The following is a 21,033-nucleotide window of genomic DNA, read 5'->3' as shown; positions in this document are numbered from 1 at the left end:
AGAAGTACGAAATACGAAGTGCAAAATTCGTCTTCGGCAGTAGGTAAACGTTAGCAATAGGAGAAATTGCGAATTAGAAATTTAGAATTTTGAGTGTGAATTTTGGATACAGAGCGCAGTGCAGAAAGTTGGGTTTAGGTAATGAAAAACAGATAGACAAAGCGATTTAATAATTAGATCAATTTACACAACTTAAGAACTGAGAATGTGGTACATTATTAAAGCTTATTCACAATTTCTGCGGAAAGCAACCAATCAACACGGGGTGCATTCTCCTTTTGTGTACACATTTGTTACGAAATGCCTTTACCGAAAAATTTCAAAAGAAGCTAAAAATCAACTTCGAGCTTATCAAAATAAGCTTCGTCAATCCGATGAAGTTATTGAAGTAACCGACTTTGGCGCGGGATCACGTGTTTTTAAAAGCAATAGACGCGCGGTTAAAGATATAGCCAAACACGCCGGAGCGCGTTTCTCCAGAATGAAACTGCTTTATCGCGTAGTTGCCTATTTTAAACCAAAGGCTATTTTAGAATTAGGAACCTCTGTGGGTTTAGCCACGGTTTCTTTGGCTTCACCTAAAACCGGAAAAGTAATTTCTTTAGAAGGTTGCCCGCAAACCACTGCCGTGGCTCAGAAGCATCTAAAAAGCGCAGAACTTTCAAATGTTGAGGTTGTTGTAGGTGATTTTAAGCAGGCACTTCCGCAGGTGATTACAGAAAAATTTGATCTTATTTATTTCGACGGAAACCACAGTAAGGAGGCGACGTTAAACTATTTCGAGCAATTACTGCCTACTGCGCATAACGACAGTGTATGGATCTTTGATGATATCTATTGGTCACCAGAAATGACGGAAGCCTGGGAGTTGATCAAGCAACACCCTCGGGTGAGCGTTACGGTAGATTGCTTTTGGCTAGGATTTGTATTCTTTAGAACCGAGCAGGTTGAAGAGCATTTTAAAATTAGAATATAAATTTTGTAACTCCATTCTCAATTTATCTACTTATATTCAAAATATAGAGTAGTCATCCTATGAGCAGCTTAATAGATATAACAGATATTCGTCGTGATTTTCCGTTGGGAAATGAAATTGTTCACGTTTTAAAAGGCATCGATTTACAAATTGATAAAGGTGAGTATGTTGCGATTATGGGGCCTTCCGGTTCTGGGAAATCTACCTTGATGAACCTTTTGGGGTGTCTTGATACACCGACTTCCGGGACGTATATTTTAAATAATCGGGATGTGAGCGCGATGACTGATGATGAACTCGCGGAGGTACGTAATAAGGAGATTGGTTTTGTATTTCAAACCTTTAATTTGTTGCCTCGTACTACGGCACTCGATAATGTTGCTTTACCCATGGTTTACGCGGGCTATTCAAAACCGGAGCGCCACAAACGTGCTGAAGAAGTGCTACAAGATGTAGGTCTGGCAGATCGTATGGATCATAAACCCAACCAACTCTCAGGAGGGCAGCGCCAGCGTGTTGCTGTAGGCCGGGCTTTGGTCAATAAGCCTTCAATCATTCTTGCCGATGAGCCTACCGGAAACCTAGACTCTAAAACTTCAGTAGAAATTATGAGCCTTTTTGATGCGATTCACGCTGCCGGAAATACCGTGATCTTGGTTACACACGAAGAGGATATTGCAGAGCATGCGCATCGTGTAATTCGTTTACGAGACGGACTGATCGAGAGTGATGTGCGTAGGTCTGTAGGAGTTTAAGTTGGAAGCTATTGATATCTGCTTTTCAAATTCTACAATTATTAAAACTTATTAAAACTGACTTAGAACGTTTTTACGAATGCGTATTTTTGGTGAAAATTAAACGATATGAAAGCAGTTGTTTCTCCGGCCAAGTCGCTGGATTTTGAATCAAAATTGCCAACCACGAGAAGTTCGCAGCCTCAGTTTTTACAGGAAGCTGAAACGTTGAATAAAAAATTAGAGCGCAAAACCAAAGCTGAAATTTCAGACTTGATGAGTATCAGCGATAAATTAGCTGATCTCAATTACCAGCGTTATAAAGAATTTTCCACTCCATTTACTAAAGAAAATGCGCGCCCTGCGGTTTATGCTTTTGATGGTGATGTGTATACCGGTCTTGATGCGTACACGATTCCGACTGAAAAACTAGATAAATTAGAAGATACGTTGCGTATTCTTTCTGGTCTTTATGGGGTATTGAAGCCATTTGATCTCATGCAAGCCTATCGTCTGGAGATGGGAACCAAATTGAAATCAGGTCGTAATGCTGACTTGTACGATTTTTGGGACGATAAAATCACTGAAGCTTTGAATGCTGAATTAAAAGAAGACGAACTGTTTTTAAATCTTGCAAGTAACGAATATTTCAAATCGGTGAAGCCGGAAAAATTGAAAGTTCCTGTTATTACTCCTGTGTTTAAAGATTACAAAAACGGAAAACTCAAGATTATCTCTTTTTATGCAAAAAAAGCCCGGGGTTCTATGGTGCGCTACATTATAGATAAGGATGTGCAAACCATAGATCAACTCAAGGGCTTTGATTACGACGGGTATGGCTTCAGTGAGCAATACTCCGATCTCGATAAAAACGAATTGGTTTTCGTTAGATAATTAGTTCTACGGCTTTTTGTCTGCTAAACTTTTATCAGAGGTCGCTTTGTCGGCCTCTTTTGTTTTGGTAGCCGTTTGCTTCGTGGGGACGTCAGCGGTAGTCGCGCTGCTTTTTTTCTTCCGCGGTCTTAGTTTACCGTAAGTGCCGCGATGAATTTTTCCACGTTTAGTTTTTTGATCTCCTTTTCCCATTTTAATTTGTTTTGGTTATTAGTTATTTGGAATATAAGCAATCATAAGCGGAAGACCAAACTGCATATTTTCAGCCTGTTAATTTCAAATTTGAGCAAAAAAAAGGCTGCCCGAAAAAGGCAGCCTTTGCTATTCTTAAGAAAACGTATCTTATTTAACGTCCATTAATTCTACGTCAAAAACTAAAATCGCATCTGGAGGAATCACACCACCGGCACCGCGACTACCATATCCTAAATCTGAAGGAATCACAAAACGCGCTTTGTCGCCTACTTGAAGTAAGCCAATACCTTCATCCCAGCCAGAAATCACCTGACCTACACCTACTTGAAAATCCAGAGGTTGATTTCTCTTATATGAAGAGTCAAAAACAGTACCGTCAGCCAACTGACCTTTGTAGTGCACAGAAACCATTTTTCCTTTTTCAGCTTTCTTACCATCACCTTTTTGAATGATCTGGTAACGCAATCCGCTTTCTGTTTCTTTAAAACCTTCGCTTAATTTATCAAGTTCGGCTTTGCGTTTTTCGCGTTCTTCAGCGATGCGTTTTTCACGTGCTCCTTCAAAAGTTCTAAACGCTTCAACAGCATTAAAGCCTTCCGCTTCTGCGCCTTGACGAATGATCTCTACTTTGTCCATAGTGTCGCCTTGGGCGATAGCATCTACCACATCTTGACCTTCTACTACGCTACCAAAAACAGTGTGTTTTCCGTCTAACCAAGGAGTGGCAGTATGCGTGATAAAAAACTGACTTCCGTTTGTTCCCGGGCCGGCATTTGCCATAGAAAGTTTTCCGGGAGCATCGTGCTTTAAGCTGGAGTCAAACTCATCATCAAACTGGTAACCCGGGTTTCCGGTTCCGGTTCCTTGAGGGCATCCCCCTTGAATCATAAAATCTGGAATTACACGGTGAAATTTCAGTCCGTCGTAATACGGGTTTCCTTGTTTTTTAGCTGAGTTTTCAAGGTTTCCTTCGGCTAAAGCAACAAAGTTTCCTACCGTTCCCGGTGTTTTTTCGTGTTCTAATTTCACTAGAATTTCGCCTTTTGGCGTGTGAAACTTAGCATATATTCCGTCTTGCATCGTATCAATTTAAAAATGAGGTGCAAAAATACGTCTAAAGTAGGCAAACACAAAACCTTAGTGCCCCTGATTACTGCATATAAAAAAGCTCCTTGCAATAGTTTGTAAGGAGCTTTTTAGTGTCATTTTCGCGAAAGCGAAATCAAAACGTTTTATACCTCAATAGCAGGCACCTCGTAACGCCATCCAAATGGATCTTCAGCACGATTTGCTTGTAACTCGGTTAATTGTTTCTTTAACTTGGTAGCAAATGAGTCTTCCATTTTAGGAAGATCAAAAGCTTTCTCTTTATGCGTGAATCCTGAAATTGGCGAGATTACCGCAGCAGTACCAGCGCCAAACATTTCTTTAAGCGAGCCATTTTCGGCAGCTTCTACAATTTCAGCAACTTTTACAGGTCGTACTTCTACATTGATGCCTTGGCTTTTTGCCAGTTCGATCAAACTCTTACGGGTGATTCCGTCAAGAATACGATCGTTTGTAGGCGCCGTCAGAAGCGTGTCGTTTACTCTAAAAAACACGTTCATCGTACCTGCTTCTTCCAGATATTCGTGTGTGTTAGCATCCGTCCAAACTACTTGGTTGTAGCCTTTAGCTTTTGCTAATTCCGTTGGGTAAAATTGCGCTGCGTAGTTTCCGGCAGCTTTAGCAAAACCTACACCGCCATCTGCAGAACGGCTGTAATGATCAGCAAACAATACGCGAACTTCACCGCTGTAATATGCTTGTGCCGGTGCGCAAATGATCACAAATTTATATTCACTTGAAGGCGAAGCAGAAACTCCATTTTCTGTAGCGATAACAAACGGGCGAATATAAAGCGAATTACCCTCTCCCGGTTTAATCCAATCTTTGTCGAGATTTAAAAGTGTATTTAGACCGTCAAAAAAGTAGTCTTTTTCAAAAGCAGGCATTGCCAATCGCTCACCAGACTTATTAATACGGTTAAAATTTTCTTCAGGACGAAACATATATACATCACCCTTGTCATCTTTATAGGCTTTCATGCCTTCAAACACGGCTTGCCCATAGTGAAAAACCTTTGCAGAAGGATCCATTTGCAGAGGACCGTAAGGAAGGATTTCAGGCGTTTGCCATTTTCCGTTTTTGTATTCACAAACAAACATATGGTCTGTAAAGACGGTACCAAAAGCGAGATTACTAAAGTCAACCTGATTGATTTTAGACTCGGCGATCTTGGTTACTTTTAATGTATCTGTCATTATTGTTGAATTTTATCCTACAAATTTATCATTTTCTCAAAGTCCGGGTGCGCAAGAATTCATTAAATTTACAGGCTATCCTATTTTTAATAAAATATACACGATGAAAAAGTATTTAGTATTTGCATTTTTAGGTATTGGTCTGATTTCTTGTAAAGAAGGCGCTTCGAATCAAGAAGATGTAGCAGTTGCTGAAGCTGTTGCGACCTCTGAATTGGCTGTTTATGGTGATGATTTTAAAAATGAAACCACGCTATCTGCTTTTGAACTGGGGGATATTTATAACAACTTAAAGCCGGGGGATACGATCAATGTAACTTTTGAAGGTCCTGTGGAAGATGTATGTCAGAAAAAAGGATGTTGGATGCAAGTAGATGTCGGGGCAACTGATCCTGTGTTTATCAAGTTTAAAGATTATGGCTTTTTTGTGCCAAAAGATATTAAAGACAAGAAAGTAGTCGTACACGGGCAGGCTTTTGTAAGTGAGACTTCGGTGGAAGAATTACAACATTATGCAAAAGATGGCGGTAAATCTGAAGAAGAGATCGCGGCGATTACTATGCCGAAGAAAACACTTGGTTTTACTGCTACCGGTGTGAAAATCAACCAATAATTTGGAGCGAAAAATCGTTAAAACCGGTGACGGTTCTACTACCATTCAACTCACTGAATGGAACGAGCAGTACCATTCTATGCACGGTGCTGTGCAAGAAGCAAAGCACGTATTCTTAAAAATGGGTTTTGACTTCTATAGAGAACTTCATCCAGAGACTGCGCTATTGCACATTCTGGAAATTGGCTTCGGAACCGGGCTTAATGCCTTACTTACGTTAATTCACGCGGAAAAATTTCAGCAAAATATTCACTATGAAGGTGTGGAAGCGTATCCCGTTCTTGCAGAAGAAATTACACAACTCAACTATTTAGAAGCAGCTCAAGCCGAAAGCTATGCGGCTGTTTTTGGAAAAATGCATCAAACTTCTTGGGAGCAAACAGAAACGATCACGGAAGCATTTCAGCTTAAAAAGCGGAAGCAGCATTTTGAAACTATTTCCGATGTTGATCAGCATGATTTGATCTATTTTGATGCGTTTGGTGCGCGCGTGCAACCAGAACTTTGGGGAGAATCTATATTTGAAAAAATGTATAGGGCGCTCAAAACAGGCGGAGTACTGGTGACATATGCCGCCAAAGGAAGCGTGCGTCGCGCGATGCAGGCCGTAGGTTTTACTGTAGAGCGCTTGCCGGGGCCTCCGGGAAAACGTGAAATGCTTCGGGCGGTCAAGGGTTAAAAATATAATTTGCTATCGAAACAACTCCCAGTCTAATTTCAAAGAGAAAATATTAGAATAGATCGCAGCGCTTTGATCCCCAATATCGGTCAGCGCATAATCAATGTGAATCCCTTTATATTGAAAACCTACACCAATGTTAGGTTGAAACCCTATGCGATTGCTACCATCGAGTTGGGTGATTTCTTGAAAATTGCCAACTCCGGCTCTGATGAACACAATTCCGGTATAACCAAATTCGACTCCTGCTGCGGGGGTAGCACTTATCGCTGAACTTGAGATCAGGTCATTGGTTTGAGCGAAGCGCATCATAAGATCAATTTCAGCTTTTATGGAATAATCATAATTAATGAGCCAATTGCGTGCTACCCCCAATTGTAATTTTGGGATAGTCACCTCTAAGGTTTCGGGTAGTTCTTGATTTTGACCTTCAACCGCATCACTAATCGTCGCAAATTGTTCTTCGTCAATCGACCAGGTATTTACCGAGGTCGTGATGTCACGCGCCATTGCACCTAAATACCAATCCCCCGTTTGATATTGTATACCGAGATCAATTCCAAAGCCCCAACTCGACGCAAAATCGCCAATAATACGACGAATGATCTTTGCATTAGCACCTATATTCAATCCTTGCACAGGCATTTCTCTGGCAAACGAAATGGTAAAAGCATAATCTGCGGTAGAAAATAAACTGATGCGGTTATAATCTATATTTCCCTCGGCATCGATAAGTTGGGTGGTGTTTAAAATATCATCAACGCCAAACCTGATGAGTGAAACCCCTAGAGCTGTACGATCGTCTAAAGGCTTTGCGAAAGCGGCATAATCGTATAGCGCAATATTAGCAAAATAGCTGGCGTGCATCAACGACAACTGATTGTCTTCAAGATTTACAAGACCTGCGGGATTCCAATACCCGCTATTGACGTCGTTAGTGTTAGCGGTGACCGCGTTCGCCATCGCAAGGGCTGCAGCGTCGACACCGATGTTGAGAAATTCGTTAGAGTATTTACGTACCGCCTGTGCTGAAGCCTCAGAACCAAAAGCGAGAAGAAGAATAAGGGTAATGAAGTGCTTCAATACAGCTAAAATTTTGTCGTAAAGTTGCTTAAATGAATTGAGAATTTAAACATTATTTTTTTTGCTGGTTTTGGTGATGCAAAAACGTTAGGAGTTTCATAAGCTTTCTTGTAGCCCGTTGTTTTTCGCTATTTTTATCCGCAGCAGCTTAAATCTAATAACACCAATTTAATCAATGAATATAAAAAGCTATATACCCAACGCATTCACAATGGCCAATCTTTTTTGCGGAATGCTCGGCGTGTTTTTTGCCGCTACCGGCCATTTAGATTATGCAGCCTATGCTGTGGTAGCCGGAGTGTTTTTTGATTTTTTTGATGGTTTTTTCGCCAGGATGTTTAAGGTGGAAGGTGAACTTGGACTACAGTTAGATTCGCTGGCCGATGTAGTTACCAGTGGGGTAGTGCCGGGAATGGTGATGTTTCAGATGCTGCATAAATTAGAGCATTGGAATACCGGAGAGCGCTGGGTTGAAGCAGGATTGTCGTGGGAGAGTTTGTCGCCGCTTCCGTTTTTGGGTTTTGCGATCACCTTAGCTTCAGCATTCAGGCTGGCTAAATTTAATATTGATACCCGTCAGACAACTTCTTTTATTGGTTTGCCAACACCGGCGAATGCACTTCTAATTTTGAGTTTGCCTCTAATTGTGCAATTTCAAGATTATGCGATCGCCGAAACTCTGATCACTAATACTTGGTTTTTACTGGCATTAACCGCGTTGAGCTGCTATATGCTGAATGCGGAAATTCCACTTTTTGCTCTAAAATTTAAAAGTTGGGGCTTAGCAGAAAATAAGATTAGATACGGCTTTTTACTCTTGGCGATCATTCTTTTATTCTGGTTGACTTTTGCGGCGATACCTTTGATTATCATCGCTTACGTTTTAATTTCAATCGCTACACGTAATATCTAATGAACATTTCAGAGAATCTACTCAACCAAATAAAACAAGTAAAATCCTTAGCAGAAGCCGGTCTTGTGTACAACCAAGAGAATTATGATGCCGAGCGTTATGAAGAACTTCGGGAGCTTGCTTTGCAGATGATGAGTATTTTGAGTGATAAGCCTGTTGATCAGCTTCACGATTTTTTTCTGCCGGAAGGAGATTATCCCACGGCTAAAGTTGATGTACGCGGACTGATCCTAAACGCTCAAAACGAGATTCTATTGGTCAAAGAAACTGTTGATGATAAATGGACGCTTCCCGGCGGTTGGGCAGACGTAGGGCTTACACCTACAGAAAATGTCTTGAAAGAAATAGCAGAAGAAACCGGTTTTAAGGCCGAAGTCAAACGCCTACTCGCTGTTTTAGATAAACGAAATTATCCACATCCGCCACAACCGCATTATGTGTATAAACTGTGCTATTTATGCGAAATAGTAGACGGAGATTTTGATCCTAATTTTGATATTGGAGGGGTGAATTGGTTTGCTTTAGATTCACTCCCTGAATTGTCTCAAGATCGAATTCTAGAAGCGCAATTGATTAAGTTAGTCGCAATTGCTAGAGGTGATACCGCTGTGTTTTCAGATTAGATTATTTTGGCGCTGCTAAAGGTTAGTGTTTCCTTCGAGTTTACTGAAACAATTTCTTTTTACGCAGCTCAAAGTTTTGACCTAAATAGACCTTGCGCACCATTTCGTCTGCCGCTAATTCTTCAGGGACACCATGTTTTAAAATATTTCCTTCAAACATGAGGTAGGTGTGATCAGTAATCGCCAAAGTTTCTTGAACGTTATGATCTGTGATCAAAATACCTATGTTTTTCTGTTTTAGTTGCGCAACAATACGCTGAATATCTTCAACCGCTACGGGGTCAACTCCGGCAAAAGGTTCGTCTAAGAGAATGAAATTCGGGTTGGTTGCAAGCGCGCGAGCGATTTCGGTACGGCGGCGTTCGCCTCCAGAAAGTAAGTCTCCACGGTTTTTGCGAATGTGACCCAGACTAAATTCATCGATCAGCTCTTCCATCTTGGCGAGTTGTTCTTTCTTGCTCATTTTGGTCATCTGCAAAACGCTCAGAATATTCTCTTCAATACTCAGTTTTCTAAATACCGAAGCTTCTTGAGCCAGATACCCAATGCCGTTTTGTGCACGTTTATACATCGGGTATTTGGTAATATCTTTATTGTCTAGATAGATCGTTCCGCCGTTAGGCTTAACGAGTCCTACGATCATATAAAATGAAGTGGTTTTGCCGGCACCATTGGGGCCTAAAAGCCCCACGATTTCGCCCTGCGCAACCTCAACAGTAATACTTTTTACTACTTTTCGGCCTTTGTAGGACTTCATTAAATTTTCTGCTCGTAGTTTCATAAACTCATATTTTAGATATGCATCATAAAACGCTGATTTTTACGTCAACGTATTATTTTGAAGCGTTTTCTTCAAGAACTTCCCAGTACTCATAAGCGCGTCGCAAATGCGGGATCACGATGGTACCACCAATCAATGTGCCAATACTTAGCGTTTCCATCACTTGTTCTTTGGTAACACCTTCTTTAAAACAGCTTTCTAAGTGATAGCGCACGCAATCGTCACATCGAAGCACGGTAGAAGCTACCAGCCCCAGCAATTCTTTAGTTTTAACATCTAAAGCACCGGGAGCAAATGCATTAGTGTCTAAATTAAAAATACGGTTGATAATCTTGTTTTTATCAGCTAGTATTTTATCATTCATTTTTGCGCGATACGCATTGAATTCTTCAACTTGATTTAAGGTCTTTTCTGACATATATTTTAGGGATTTTTAGGCTCTGCCAAAAGGTTTATACTCCGTCCCGATAGCTATCGGGATGCTACGAATTTGATAATTTGTTTTTATGTGCGTTCTTTGGGCTTCCCCAAATGAAAATGACTATTGTTTTTTTGCAGCGCGTTGTTGTGCGCGTTTTAATTCACGAGCTTCCTGGCGCGTTACAAAGGCCGAAATTAAAATACTCGCTTCATATAAAATTAAAATAGGAATAGATACAATGACCTGTGTTGAAATATCCGGAGGCGTTATTACCGCCGAGACTACTAAAACAATGATCAACGCATATTTTCTATATTTTCTTAAAAATTGCGGCGTTACCAAGCCTATTTTGGTAAAGAAATAGATGATGATCGGTAATTCAAAAATGAGTCCGGCTGCAAGTGCACTGGCACGCACCAAACCAATATACGAATCAATATCAAACTCGTTGTCTACCATATCACCAACAGTAAAATTGGCTAAGAAATTGATGGAGAGTGGAGCGATAATGTAATAGCCAAAAAGTACTCCCATAAAAAAGAGGAGCGAGGAGATCACGATAAAACCTCTGGAGTTTTTGCGTTCTTTTTCATACAGTCCGGGAGAAATAAATTTCCAGAATTCATAGATCACATACGGGAAGGCGACCACAATACCCACTATGATCGACGTCCAGATCGCAGCATTAAACTGCCCGCCCATCGTACGGTTTTGAATTGTAAAGTTCATCTCATTTACGCAGCCTTTGTCAGAGCCCACCATCTGGGCCAATTGGCAAAGCAAATCATAAGAAATGAAATCGGCATTTGCCGGAGCGAAAATGATCGCGTCAAAGATGAAATCTTTAAACACAAAAGCAACTACACCCACAATCACAATTGCCAGGGTAGCGCGTATAAGGTGCCATCTTAATTCTTCAAGATGATCTAAAAAGGACATTTCGTCCGGGTTTGCATTTTTATTTTTTGCCATTATAGAATTCCTTCTTTAATTAAATCGTGCAAATGTACCACACCTGCATAATTATTAGCGCTATCTACCGCTAAGAGTTGTGTGATGCTATTGCTTTCTAGCAGTTCTAAAGCTTCGGTTGCTAAAGCATCAGTTGTGATGCGTTTGGGGTTTTTGCTCATAATGCTTGCTGCGGTGAGACCGGTGAGCACTTCATTAGTCTCAAGCATACGGCGTATATCGCCATCGGTTATAATTCCTACAATTTTAGAGCCTTCGGTAACAGCGGTAACGCCGAGCCTTTTATGCGAAATTTCTACAATTACCTTTTTTATAGGAGTATCCGGAGTGACTTCAGGTTTGTCGTGAAGTGCCACAAGTTCGTTAACGCGAAGGTACATGCGCTTCCCTAGCGCGCCTCCGGGATGGTATTTGGCAAAATCTTCTTTTGAAAATCCGCGAAGGTCTAAAAGAGCTAAAGCCAAAGCGTCGCCCATTACCAATTGCACGGTGGTGCTTGTGGTAGGCGCCAAGTTGTGCGGGCACGCCTCTTTTTCGGCGTAAGCCAAAATCAACGCATCTGCCTGTTTTGCGAGAAACGAATCTTTATTAGAAGTCATTGCGATGACCGTATTCTCCTGATTTTTGATCAAAGGGATCAGCACTTTGATCTCAGCCGTATTTCCGCTGTTTGATAAACAGATCACCACATCATCTTTCTGAATCGTGCCCAGATCTCCGTGTATTGCATCGGCCGCATGCATAAAAACCGCAGGTGTTCCTGTAGAATTTAAGGTAGCTACTATTTTTTGCGCTATAATTGCACTTTTGCCAACGCCCGAAATAATTACCCGGCCTTTGGCGTTATAGATACAAGAAACAGCTTTAGCAAAGTCTTGGTCAATAAGCGTGTGGAGATTAGCGACAGCTTCGAGTTCCATCGCGATGGTTCGCTTGGCGCTGTCTAAAATCTGCTCGTAAGTGTTCAAAAGATATAAGATTAAGCCGTTTGTTAGTGCTGTAGAAATTACTATATTTAGAATACAAATGTATGCAAATTTGAATAAGCTTTAATGAGTTCAGAAGAAATAGACTTACACGCGTCCCTTAAAAAATATTTTGGTTTCAGCCAGTTTAAGGGCTTACAGGAAGATGTTATAAAAAGCATTATTGAAGGAAAACATACTTTTGTTATAATGCCTACCGGGGGTGGTAAATCACTTTGTTACCAGCTTCCGGCCTTGATCAAAGACGGTACAGCAATCGTTGTCAGTCCGTTAATCGCATTGATGAAAAATCAGGTTGATGCTCTGCGCGGCATTTCAAAAGAAAACGGAATCGCTCACGTGTTGAATTCTTCTTTAAATAAAGGGGAGATCAAACAAGTGAAAGAAGATATCACTAACGGAGTAACTAAATTACTTTACGTCGCCCCGGAATCCCTTACTAAAGAAGAGAATGTTGAATTTTTGCGTTCGCAAAAAATAAGTTTTGTCGCGATCGATGAGGCACATTGTATTAGTGAATGGGGACACGATTTTAGACCCGAATACCGAAATCTTCGTCAGATCATAAAACGCATAGGCGATGATATCCCGATCATTGCGGTGACTGCTACGGCGACGCCCAAGGTGCAAGAGGATATTATGAAAAACCTTGGGATGTCTGGTGCAAATGCGTTTAAGGCTTCTTTTAACAGGCCAAATTTATACTACGAAATTCGCCCGAAGACTAAGAATGTTGATGCTGATATCATTCGGTTTGTCAAGCAAAATCAAGGGAAAAGCGGAATCATTTATTGTCTTAGCCGAAAACGCGTAGAAGAGCTCGCGCAGGTATTGCAAGTAAACGGAATTTCAGCTGTGCCCTATCACGCAGGGCTTGATGCTAAAAGCCGCGTAAAGCATCAGGATATGTTCTTGATGGAAGATGTAGACGTGGTAGTGGCAACCATCGCCTTTGGGATGGGGATTGATAAACCTGATGTGCGTTTTGTGATTCATCACGATATCCCAAAGAGTATAGAAAGTTATTATCAAGAAACCGGTCGCGCCGGAAGAGACGGTGGCGAAGGACATTGTTTGGCGTATTACAGCTATAAGGACATCGAGAAACTCGAGAAATTTATGAGCGGTAAACCGGTGGCGGAACAAGAAATCGGTCATGCTTTATTGCAAGAAGTGGTCGCTTATGCCGAAACATCGATGTCGCGTAGAAAATTTATACTTCATTATTTTGGAGAAGAATTTGATAACGAGACGGGTGAAGGAGGAGATTTGGATGATAATGTGCGTAACCCTAAGAAAAAGCACGAGGCTCAAGATGATGTAGTTAAGCTTTTAGAGGTGGTTGATAAAACAGGCGCGATCTACAAAGGCAAAGAATTGGTATTTACTCTGGTTGGAAAATCAAACGCGATTATCTCTTCACATAAAACCGATATCGATGCTTATTTCGGTTGCGGAAAAGATAAAGAGTCATCGTATTGGAAAGCTTTGCTGCGACAGGTTTTAGTTGCGGGATATTTACGCAAAGATATAGAGACCTACGGGGTCATTAAATTGACGTCGAAAGGAACGGATTATATTAAAAATCCGGAATCGTTTATGATGACTGAGGATCACGCTTATGATGAAAGTGCTGATGCAGTAGCCGTCGCTAGTGGGGCCAAGGCCGGTGGTGGAACCGATCCTAAACTGGTTGCGATGCTCAAAGATCTGCGTAAAAAAGTAGGAAAACGCAAAGGAGTGCCGCCATATATCGTTTTTCAAGATCCTTCGTTAGAAGATATGGCGATTAAATATCCAACTTCCATTGAAGAGTTGGCTAATGTTTTTGGCGTTGGAGAAGGAAAAGCTAAAAAGTATGGTCGGGAGTTTATAGAACTCATCGCGGCTTATGTGGAAGAGAACGATATTTTGAAACCTGATGATCTTGTAGTGAAATCTACAGGCTCTAACAGCGGATTGAAATTGTACATCATTCAAAATGTTGATAGAAAACTCCCGCTTGATGATATCGCATCTGCGAAAGGACTTGAAATGCCTGAGTTTGTAAAAGAAATGGAGGCTATTGTCTACAGCGGAACCAAACTCAACATCAATTATTGGATCGAAGATATTCTTGATGAAGATCAGCAAGAAGAACTACACGAATACTTTCTAGAGGCTGAGACTGATAAAATCGAAGCTGCGCTTGATGAATTTGACGGTGATTATGATGAAGATGAGTTGCGTTTATACCGAATTAAATTCATTAGCGAGGTGGCTAATTAAGACTCCAAATTGTTTCCTTTTTTTTCCTGAAATTCTATTTAAGTATTGTTTTATGGTTTGTGCTTTGGTAACGCATTCTATTGACGCTGCCAAAGGGTTTAGAACTCCGTCCCGAGAGCTATCGGGATGCCTTGAAATTGAAAATTGTTTATAACTAATACTTCACGGACTTTCCCTAAGGTAGTTTACGCGTGGCGCTTGTATTTTTGGTGCTCTGGAGTCTCATAACTTTAACAAAGAAGACCGGTTTTATAGTTTCACAATTAATTGTTAAAAAGTATATTTGTCGTAGTTGCAATCCCGACTTGTATGAAGATACCTACAAATTCGTTGCTTTGCCCTAAAAAATGGGACTTAAGTCAGCGGAGCTTTGCCCGGAAATCAGTTTTTTGCAGGCAAAACACCTTTCCTTTAATCGTCAAAATACTTCTTTTGGCGTTCTTCACTACACTTGGGTCTTGTATTCCCACCAAGAAACTAACCTATCTTCAAGAAACCCAAACGGCTCAAGATAGTATCATTCAAGTAAATCTTCAGCAGCAACCCTACCGTGTTCAAATCAATGATGTTCTAAGTATTCGGGTGAAAGCATTGGATCAGGAACTTGTGGCCTTGTTCAATCCGCAAACGAATGGTGAGGAAGGTAATAATCTGGGGGAAGGTTATTATTATGACGGTTTTGCAGTAGATCGGCACGGGTCAATTCGGTTACCTACTTTAGGCGAAGTGCAAGTGCTAGGCTATACTACTGAAGAGATTAGGGAGATCATTGAGAAAAAATTATTAGACGATTATTTTACAGAGGAAGCTAATATTTTCGTGACCGTAAAACTTGCGGGAATCAAATACACTATTGGTGGAGAAGTTGGTAGTCCCGGCGTTAAAGTGGAATTGGTAGAACAACTTTCTTTACTAGACGCTATCGTAAATAGTGGTGATATTTCAGAATATGGCGATCGTACCGATGTATTGATCATTCGGCAATATCCGGGAGGAAAAAAGATTCATCATATTGATATGACCAAGATTGATGCGCTCAATTCGCCGTACTATTTTATTCAGCCTAACGATGTGATTTTGGTAAATCCGCTTCCGCAAAAATCTTTAGGTGTAGGAACTACCGGTTTGCAATCACTAACCACAGTTGTTTCTATCCTTACCTTGGCAACCACAACAATTCTTTTATTCGCACGCCTTTAGATGGAAGATGAATTTGAAATAAAAGACCTGCAAAATTTCTTTGATTTTAGAGGTTTTCTACTCAAGATTCTTGCGTGGTGGCCGCTTTTTGTTGTGTGTATCGGGATCGCCTATTACATTGCACATTACAAAAATGTACGTCGTCAAACGGTGTATCGTATGAGTAATATGATCACGGTTAAAGACGATCAGAATCCATTTTTTACATCCAATACCAGTCTTACCTTCAATTGGGGTGGAACTACCGATAAAGTACAAACGGCAATAATTTTATTGCGTTCCAGAAGTCACAACGAGACTGTGGTAGAGGCGCTTCAGTATTATGTAGATTATTTGCAGCAAGGAGAATACCATCTGGAGGATATTTACGGAGCGACCCCCTTTCTGATAGATGTCAATACGGCACGGCCACAACTCTTAGGGAAGCAAATCAACATTGTTTTTACTAGTGATTCAACATATACATTATCCATAGAATTTAATGGAGGTTCAGCACCTGCACAGAACTATGATACTAAAGAAATGCTGAATTTACCCTTGCCTGCCGCAAAGATCTCAAAACAGTATACGCTTGGAGATCCTATAGACTTGCCCTATTTCAATTTTAAGTTGAATCCATCAGGACTGCCGCCTGTTGTAGGTAAGGAATATCTGATTCGTTTTAATGCTTTTGACGGTACGGTAGGGCGCTACCGCGGAATAGGGATTGATCAAACTCCATCCGGTTCCAGTATTTTAACGCTAAGTCTTACAGGGAATAATAAAGCACGTTTAATAGATTACTTAAACGCGTCCGTTAGGATTTTAGCCGAAACCCAACTAGAGCGTAAAAACTTGTTTGCGACCAAAACTATTCAGTTTATTGATAGCAGTCTGGCGGTGAAATCGGTTGAGATGAAAAACGTACAGAAAGAGCTTGATAAATTTAGAGATGAGAACAGCAGTATTGGAATTGGCAGTAGTGAAGAAAGCCTGATCGCTAAGATCACCGAGCTTGATGCACAGAAACAAAACTTAGAACAACGGTTACAATATTATCAGGATTTAGAGAATTACCTGCGCACCCGAGAAGACTATGGTACAGATATTCCGGCACCGAGTATTACCGGTATTGGAGAAGGTAGTGTTACACAAAGTGTAAGCAGTATTATCGAACTTGCAGAAGAACGGCGTCGTTTGGCGTATACGGCTAAACCTAACAATCCGGCGTTTAAAGATCTAGACCGTCGTATTGATGCGATCAAAGCCGTGCTTTTTGAAAATATGGCTTCGAGCCAGCAAATCATCAGAGGTCAATTGCGCGAAGTGCGTAATGAGATCGCTGCAACCGAAGGGCAGATGCGAAAGCTTCCGCAAGAGCAACAGCAGTTATTTGGTATTCAACGCCGTTATAACCTTACAGAAGGTGCATACGGCGTATTTTTAGATAAACGCAGTCAGGCAGGAATCGTCAAAGCGGCCAATGTTTCTGATATTGTGATCATTGATGAAGCTAAAGATACCGGAGGCGGAGCAATAGGTCCTAATACCGAAGTGAGTTATGTGATGGCTGTAGTAGGAGGAACTGTTGTGCCGTTAGCCATCGTGTTTTTATTATTTTTCTTTGATACTAAAATTGGTAACCCGAATGAGATCAAACGACTTTCAAGTATTCCTGTTTTAGGAGCTATAGGGAAGAGCACTTCAAAAAGCAATTTAGTGGTTATTGAAGATCCCCGCTCGGCAATTGCAGAAGCCTTTAGGGGACTACGCTCCAGTTTACAATTTATCTACAGAAAGCAACAGATCGAAGGAGCAAAAACTGTGCGTATTACCTCATCAGTTAGTGGAGAGGGAAAGACTTTTTGCAGTATCAATCTAGCTAGCGTTTTTGCGTTAAGTCAGCGTAAAACAGTGCTCGTAGGTTTAGATCTAAGAAAGCCGAAGATCTTTGGAGATTTTAATTTGCCGAACGATACCGGGGTGGTGAATTATTTAATTGGAGACAACTCGTTATCTGAAATTGTTCAGCCTACAAAGATTCCTCATCTTGATGTGATTTTAGCCGGAGCAGTGCCTCCAAATCCTTCAGAATTATTGATGAGCGAGCAGATGGATTCGCTTATTGAAGAATTGAAAAAAGAATATGATTATATTATTCTAGATACACCACCTGTGGGCTTGGTTTCAGACGCTTTAGAATTGGACGAATATGTAGATGCCACATTGTATGTGATTCGTCAACATTATACTAAGAAAGGTATGTTGCGCCTAATCAATGATAAATACAAGAAAAAAGAAATCACAAATATAAGTTTTGTGTTGAACTATTTTAGTGCCAAAAGCAAGTTGGGTTATGGCTACGGTTATGGCTATGAATATGGTTACGGCTATGGAAAATATGGAGAAGCATATCGCCAAAAAAAATCTGTAGGAATCACAGGTCGAGTAAAACATAATATTAAAAAAGCATTTCGCTGGTTTAACGATCAGTTGGAGCATTAATTAATGACAGAGCAGGACGATTGGTTATACCAAATCAATGCGAAGCAGTCTTTGCTGCGTATTGATTTTAAAGAGATCTGGCGATACAAAGATCTGTTATTACTATTTGTGCGACGGGATATTGTTTCAGCCTATAAGCAGACGATCTTAGGTCCGTTATGGTATTTAATTCAACCCTTGTTTACCGGAGTGATCTTTACTTTGGTGTTTAATAATATCGCCAGTATTCAAACCGGAGGGGTACCGCCTTTTCTTTTTAATTTGGCAGGGATTACGATGTGGAGTTATTTTTCGCAATGTCTCAATAATACTTCGAATACCTTTGCCAGTAATGCAGGTTTGTTCTCTAAAGTATATTTTCCACGAATCATCACTCCATTGTCTCAGGCGATTTCTGCCTTGTTCAAGCTGAGTATTCAATTGGTTATCTTTGCGTGTTTCTATTTATATTTTGAATTGAAAGGCTATGCGTTACAACCCGACATTACGTTATGGTTATTTCCGATGGTGTTGGGAGTTCTGGCAGTTTTGGGCTTAGGTTTAGGGATGTTAATCAGTTCGTTGACTACGAAGTACCGTGACTTTAGAATCCTGATCGGTTTTGCTACCACCTTGTTGATGTATGTTTCGGCGGTGATGTATCCTATTGCTGAGGTACAAAATAGCACTACCTTAAACGAATATTCATGGTTGATCGAACTGAATCCTATTGCGATCCTTATTGAAGCCTTTCGTTTTATGAGTCTTCAAGAGGGACTTTTTGATTGGGGACTTTTGGGGTATTGCGGGGTTCTTAGTCTGGCAGTGTTTTTTATTGGGTTGATTATTTTTAATCGAACCGGGAGGAATTTTATTGATACGATTTGATGAGCGATATAATCCTCAAAGCTGAAAACATCTCTAAGCAATATAGACTAGGAACAGTTGGAACTGGTACATTGCGGGATGATCTTAAGCGGAATTGGGCACGTTTACTCGGTAAGGAAGATCCTTTTTTGAAAGTAGGTGCCGTGAATGATCGCAGTCAGCAATCGACGGAAGACTATGTATGGGCGTTACGGGATATCAACTTTGAAGTTAAACAAGGGGAGGTTTTAGGAATTATAGGGAAAAATGGAGCAGGAAAATCTACTTTACTTAAAATTCTTTCCCGTGTTACTGCCCCAAGTACCGGAGTTATTAAAAGCCGAGGCCGAATCGCTTCCTTACTCGAAGTAGGAACAGGTTTTCATCACGAACTGACCGGGCGGGAGAATATTTATTTAAACGGTGCTATACTCGGGATGCAAAAAGCAGAGATCACCCGAAAGCTCGATGAGATCATTGCCTTCTCCGGGTGTGAGCGTTATATCGATACACCAACTAAACGCTACAGTAGTGGTATGACGGTACGTCTTGCTTTTGCTGTTGCCGCGCATTTAGAACCCGAAATTTTAGTTGTGGATGAAGTCTTAGCCGTGGGTGATGCGGAGTTCCAAAAAAAGGCTATTGGTAAAATGCAGGATATTTCTCAGGGAGAGGGAAGGACGGTTTTGTTTGTGAGTCATAATATGGAAAGTGTTCGCAATCTGTGTACACGCGGACTTTTACTGGAGCAGGGGACTTCTATTTTTGATGGAAGTGTGGATGATACTATTGGGCATTATTTGAGTTTGGGAGTCCAAAAGAATACATCAGATCGTATCTCCATAAGTGATTTTGAAAGAAGCGGAACCGGTACCGTGAAAATAGAATCTGTTTGCTTTTTAAACGGCGGTCAGTATCAAAAACCAACGACCGGAAAGCCTTTAGATATTTGTTTTGAGCTAGATAGTGCTGTTGCTTATCAAATAAAAGATGTGCGGCTTGATTTTCGCATAGATGATATAACCGGTAATAGGTTGCTATGGTTTAGTACCAAAATGCAAGGTGAAGGAGCGGGTCTAAATACCACAAATACAATCATTTTTAGTCTTGATAAATTACCGCTTAATTCCGGTTCTTATTGGGTAACTACGCATTTGACTTATAAAGGAGAAGTTGCAGACTGGGCTAAAAATGCTTTTCAATTTGAAGTGGCTGAAGGTTTTTTCTACAACGGATTTAAAGAAGTAGTTTCCAATCAAAGTAAGGTTTTAGTCGAGTATAAGGTTTCTTATGATGTTTAAAAAAATAAAGCGTATTATTAATGAACTTAGAGCCAATCAGAAGAAGACTCTAGCTGCTCAAGAAAAAATTCAATATGCTCAGGAACAACTTTATGCATCCAATAAATTGAGTGCTATTTTGCCTAAGGCTCATTTTATACCTGAGACCGGATGGTCTATGACACCAAAAGCTTTATTGCATTGTTTGAATATCATCCAAATTCAAAAAACTAGCACTATTATAGAGTTTGGTAGTGGAGCAAGTACTATCTATATCGCTCAAATTCTTAAAAATCAAGGTACAGTTACTACGTTTTATTCTGTAGAATCTAACTTAGATTGGAAAGTATCTTTAGAAAAACAACTTGAAGTGCTGGGGCTTGATACGTATGTTACCCTGGTACATTGTCCGTTAGTTTCCGTTTCAAAGGAGCTTTCGTATAAGGAGCAGCAAACGTGGTATGATACCAAAGTTCTTAAAGATCAGATAGGAACAGCCATTTTTGATTTTGTACTAGTCGATGGACCCTTTGGCGGGAGTACGCCTTATGCGCGATATAGTGCTTATCCTTTTTTGAAAGATCATAGTCATGCAGACACGGTATGGTTTCTGGATGATACCGGCAGATCTATGGAACGTGAAATTATAGAAACCTGGCAAGCTGAAAGTAATTTAAACGTTAGTTTACATAAGCGGTATGGGGTTCTGGCTTCTGCATCTAAATTTGATGCTAGTCCGTATGCTTTTCAGTAAAAAAGCCGATTAAACGGTTAACCGGCTT

General features: G+C 40.6%; 20 protein-coding genes and 1 pseudogene. 13 read left to right on the top strand and 8 right to left on the bottom strand.

From position 1 onward, the window contains the following. The first annotated feature begins 205 nt into the window (after nucleotides 1–205). The 3 genes from HCN54_RS11650 (at nucleotide 206) to yaaA (ending at nucleotide 2,604) form a co-directional block, all read left to right on the top strand. Nucleotides 206–976, top strand: a complete 771-nt coding sequence (locus tag HCN54_RS11650; RefSeq protein WP_167597925.1) for an O-methyltransferase — start codon at nucleotides 206–208, stop codon at nucleotides 974–976. A 59-nt stretch (nucleotides 977–1,035) separates the two neighbouring features. Continuing rightward, on the top strand, nucleotides 1,036–1,731 hold the full coding sequence (locus HCN54_RS11645) for an ABC transporter ATP-binding protein (protein ID WP_167597924.1): 696 nt from the start codon (nucleotides 1,036–1,038) through the stop codon (nucleotides 1,729–1,731). A 108-nt stretch (nucleotides 1,732–1,839) separates the two neighbouring features. Continuing rightward, nucleotides 1,840–2,604: a peroxide stress protein YaaA gene (gene yaaA, locus HCN54_RS11640; RefSeq protein WP_167597923.1), complete on the top strand. Its 765-nt coding sequence runs from the start codon at nucleotides 1,840–1,842 to the stop codon at nucleotides 2,602–2,604. A gap of 111 nt (nucleotides 2,605–2,715) precedes the next feature. Here yaaA and HCN54_RS17495 read toward each other — a convergent pair. The 3 genes and pseudogenes from HCN54_RS17495 to HCN54_RS11625 form a co-directional block, all read right to left on the bottom strand. Further along, nucleotides 2,716–2,796 (bottom strand): annotated as a pseudogene (locus HCN54_RS17495) (30S ribosomal protein THX); the annotation flags it as partial. Nucleotides 2,797–2,946: 150 nt separating this feature from the next. After that, the gene (locus HCN54_RS11630) at nucleotides 2,947–3,879 is read right to left on the bottom strand and encodes a peptidylprolyl isomerase (protein WP_167597922.1); all 933 of its coding nucleotides are present in this window, start codon (nucleotides 3,877–3,879) and stop codon (nucleotides 2,947–2,949) included. A 152-nt stretch (nucleotides 3,880–4,031) separates the two neighbouring features. After that, complete coding sequence (locus tag HCN54_RS11625) at nucleotides 4,032–5,102, bottom strand: branched-chain amino acid aminotransferase (protein ID WP_167597921.1); 1,071 nt, start codon at nucleotides 5,100–5,102, stop codon at nucleotides 4,032–4,034. Nucleotides 5,103–5,205: 103 nt separating this feature from the next. Here HCN54_RS11625 and HCN54_RS11620 point away from each other — a divergent pair, with 103 nt between their 5' ends. Beyond that, nucleotides 5,206–5,715, top strand: a complete 510-nt coding sequence (locus tag HCN54_RS11620; RefSeq protein ID WP_072983598.1) for a DUF4920 domain-containing protein — start codon at nucleotides 5,206–5,208, stop codon at nucleotides 5,713–5,715. Between the two features lies 1 nt (nucleotide 5,716). Continuing rightward, entirely contained in the window at nucleotides 5,717–6,394 is a 678-nt protein-coding gene (gene mnmD / locus HCN54_RS11615; protein WP_167597920.1) for a tRNA (5-methylaminomethyl-2-thiouridine)(34)-methyltransferase MnmD, read from the top strand. Nucleotides 6,395–6,406: 12 nt separating this feature from the next. Here the strand turns inward: mnmD and HCN54_RS11610 are convergent, their stop codons facing one another. Then, entirely contained in the window at nucleotides 6,407–7,477 is a 1,071-nt protein-coding gene (locus HCN54_RS11610; RefSeq protein ID WP_240924874.1) for a PorV/PorQ family protein, read from the bottom strand. A gap of 175 nt (nucleotides 7,478–7,652) precedes the next feature. On the opposite strand from HCN54_RS11610, the gene HCN54_RS11605 reads away from it, so the two are divergent. Beyond that, nucleotides 7,653–8,390 carry a CDP-alcohol phosphatidyltransferase family protein gene (locus HCN54_RS11605; RefSeq protein ID WP_167597919.1) on the top strand — a complete coding sequence of 246 codons (738 nt, stop codon included), beginning with the start codon at nucleotides 7,653–7,655 and terminating at the stop codon, nucleotides 8,388–8,390. Then, nucleotides 8,390–9,013 (top strand): NUDIX hydrolase N-terminal domain-containing protein, encoded by a 624-nt coding sequence (locus HCN54_RS11600; RefSeq protein WP_167597918.1) that lies wholly within the window; start codon nucleotides 8,390–8,392, stop codon nucleotides 9,011–9,013. The genes HCN54_RS11605 and HCN54_RS11600 overlap by 1 nt, the downstream gene beginning before the upstream one ends. Nucleotides 9,014–9,053: 40 nt before the next feature. Here the strand turns inward: HCN54_RS11600 and lptB are convergent, their stop codons facing one another. The 4 genes from lptB to HCN54_RS11580 all read right to left on the bottom strand — a co-directional run bounded on the left by lptB (nucleotide 9,054) and on the right by HCN54_RS11580 (nucleotide 12,155). Further along, nucleotides 9,054–9,794, bottom strand: a complete 741-nt coding sequence (gene lptB / locus HCN54_RS11595; protein WP_072983605.1) for an LPS export ABC transporter ATP-binding protein — start codon at nucleotides 9,792–9,794, stop codon at nucleotides 9,054–9,056. A 52-nt stretch (nucleotides 9,795–9,846) separates the two neighbouring features. Then, nucleotides 9,847–10,212, bottom strand: a complete 366-nt coding sequence (locus tag HCN54_RS11590) for a carboxymuconolactone decarboxylase family protein (RefSeq protein WP_072983607.1) — start codon at nucleotides 10,210–10,212, stop codon at nucleotides 9,847–9,849. Between the two features lie 123 nt (nucleotides 10,213–10,335). Next, complete coding sequence (gene tatC, locus HCN54_RS11585) at nucleotides 10,336–11,187, bottom strand: twin-arginine translocase subunit TatC (protein ID WP_072983609.1); 852 nt, start codon at nucleotides 11,185–11,187, stop codon at nucleotides 10,336–10,338. Then, complete coding sequence (locus HCN54_RS11580; protein ID WP_167597917.1) at nucleotides 11,187–12,155, bottom strand: SIS domain-containing protein; 969 nt, start codon at nucleotides 12,153–12,155, stop codon at nucleotides 11,187–11,189. Before HCN54_RS11580 ends, tatC begins: the two co-directional genes overlap by 1 nt. 84 nt (nucleotides 12,156–12,239) lie before the next feature. On the opposite strand from HCN54_RS11580, the gene HCN54_RS11575 reads away from it, so the two are divergent. The 6 genes from HCN54_RS11575 to HCN54_RS11550 all read left to right on the top strand — a co-directional run bounded on the left by HCN54_RS11575 (nucleotide 12,240) and on the right by HCN54_RS11550 (nucleotide 21,005). Beyond that, entirely contained in the window at nucleotides 12,240–14,441 is a 2,202-nt protein-coding gene (locus HCN54_RS11575) for a RecQ family ATP-dependent DNA helicase (protein WP_167597916.1), read from the top strand. 432 nt (nucleotides 14,442–14,873) lie between these two features. Then, nucleotides 14,874–15,641, top strand: coding sequence for a polysaccharide biosynthesis/export family protein (locus HCN54_RS11570; protein WP_410503564.1), 768 nt, complete (start codon nucleotides 14,874–14,876; stop codon nucleotides 15,639–15,641). Further along, complete coding sequence (locus HCN54_RS11565) at nucleotides 15,642–18,125, top strand: exopolysaccharide transport family protein (RefSeq protein WP_167597915.1); 2,484 nt, start codon at nucleotides 15,642–15,644, stop codon at nucleotides 18,123–18,125. A gap of 3 nt (nucleotides 18,126–18,128) precedes the next feature. Beyond that, nucleotides 18,129–18,992 (top strand): ABC transporter permease, encoded by an 864-nt coding sequence (locus HCN54_RS11560; RefSeq protein ID WP_167597914.1) that lies wholly within the window; start codon nucleotides 18,129–18,131, stop codon nucleotides 18,990–18,992. Further along, complete coding sequence (locus tag HCN54_RS11555) at nucleotides 18,992–20,272, top strand: ABC transporter ATP-binding protein (protein ID WP_167597913.1); 1,281 nt, start codon at nucleotides 18,992–18,994, stop codon at nucleotides 20,270–20,272. Before HCN54_RS11560 ends, HCN54_RS11555 begins: the two co-directional genes overlap by 1 nt. Next, nucleotides 20,262–21,005 carry a class I SAM-dependent methyltransferase gene (locus HCN54_RS11550; RefSeq protein ID WP_167597912.1) on the top strand — a complete coding sequence of 248 codons (744 nt, stop codon included), beginning with the start codon at nucleotides 20,262–20,264 and terminating at the stop codon, nucleotides 21,003–21,005. Before HCN54_RS11555 ends, HCN54_RS11550 begins: the two co-directional genes overlap by 11 nt. The last annotated feature ends 28 nt before the right edge of the window (nucleotides 21,006–21,033 follow it).

This window comes from Leeuwenhoekiella sp. ZYFB001 (genome assembly GCF_011784865.1).
Lineage (GTDB): Bacteria > Bacteroidota > Bacteroidia > Flavobacteriales > Flavobacteriaceae > Leeuwenhoekiella > Leeuwenhoekiella palythoae.
This window is presented reverse-complemented; position numbering and strand designations above follow the sequence as displayed.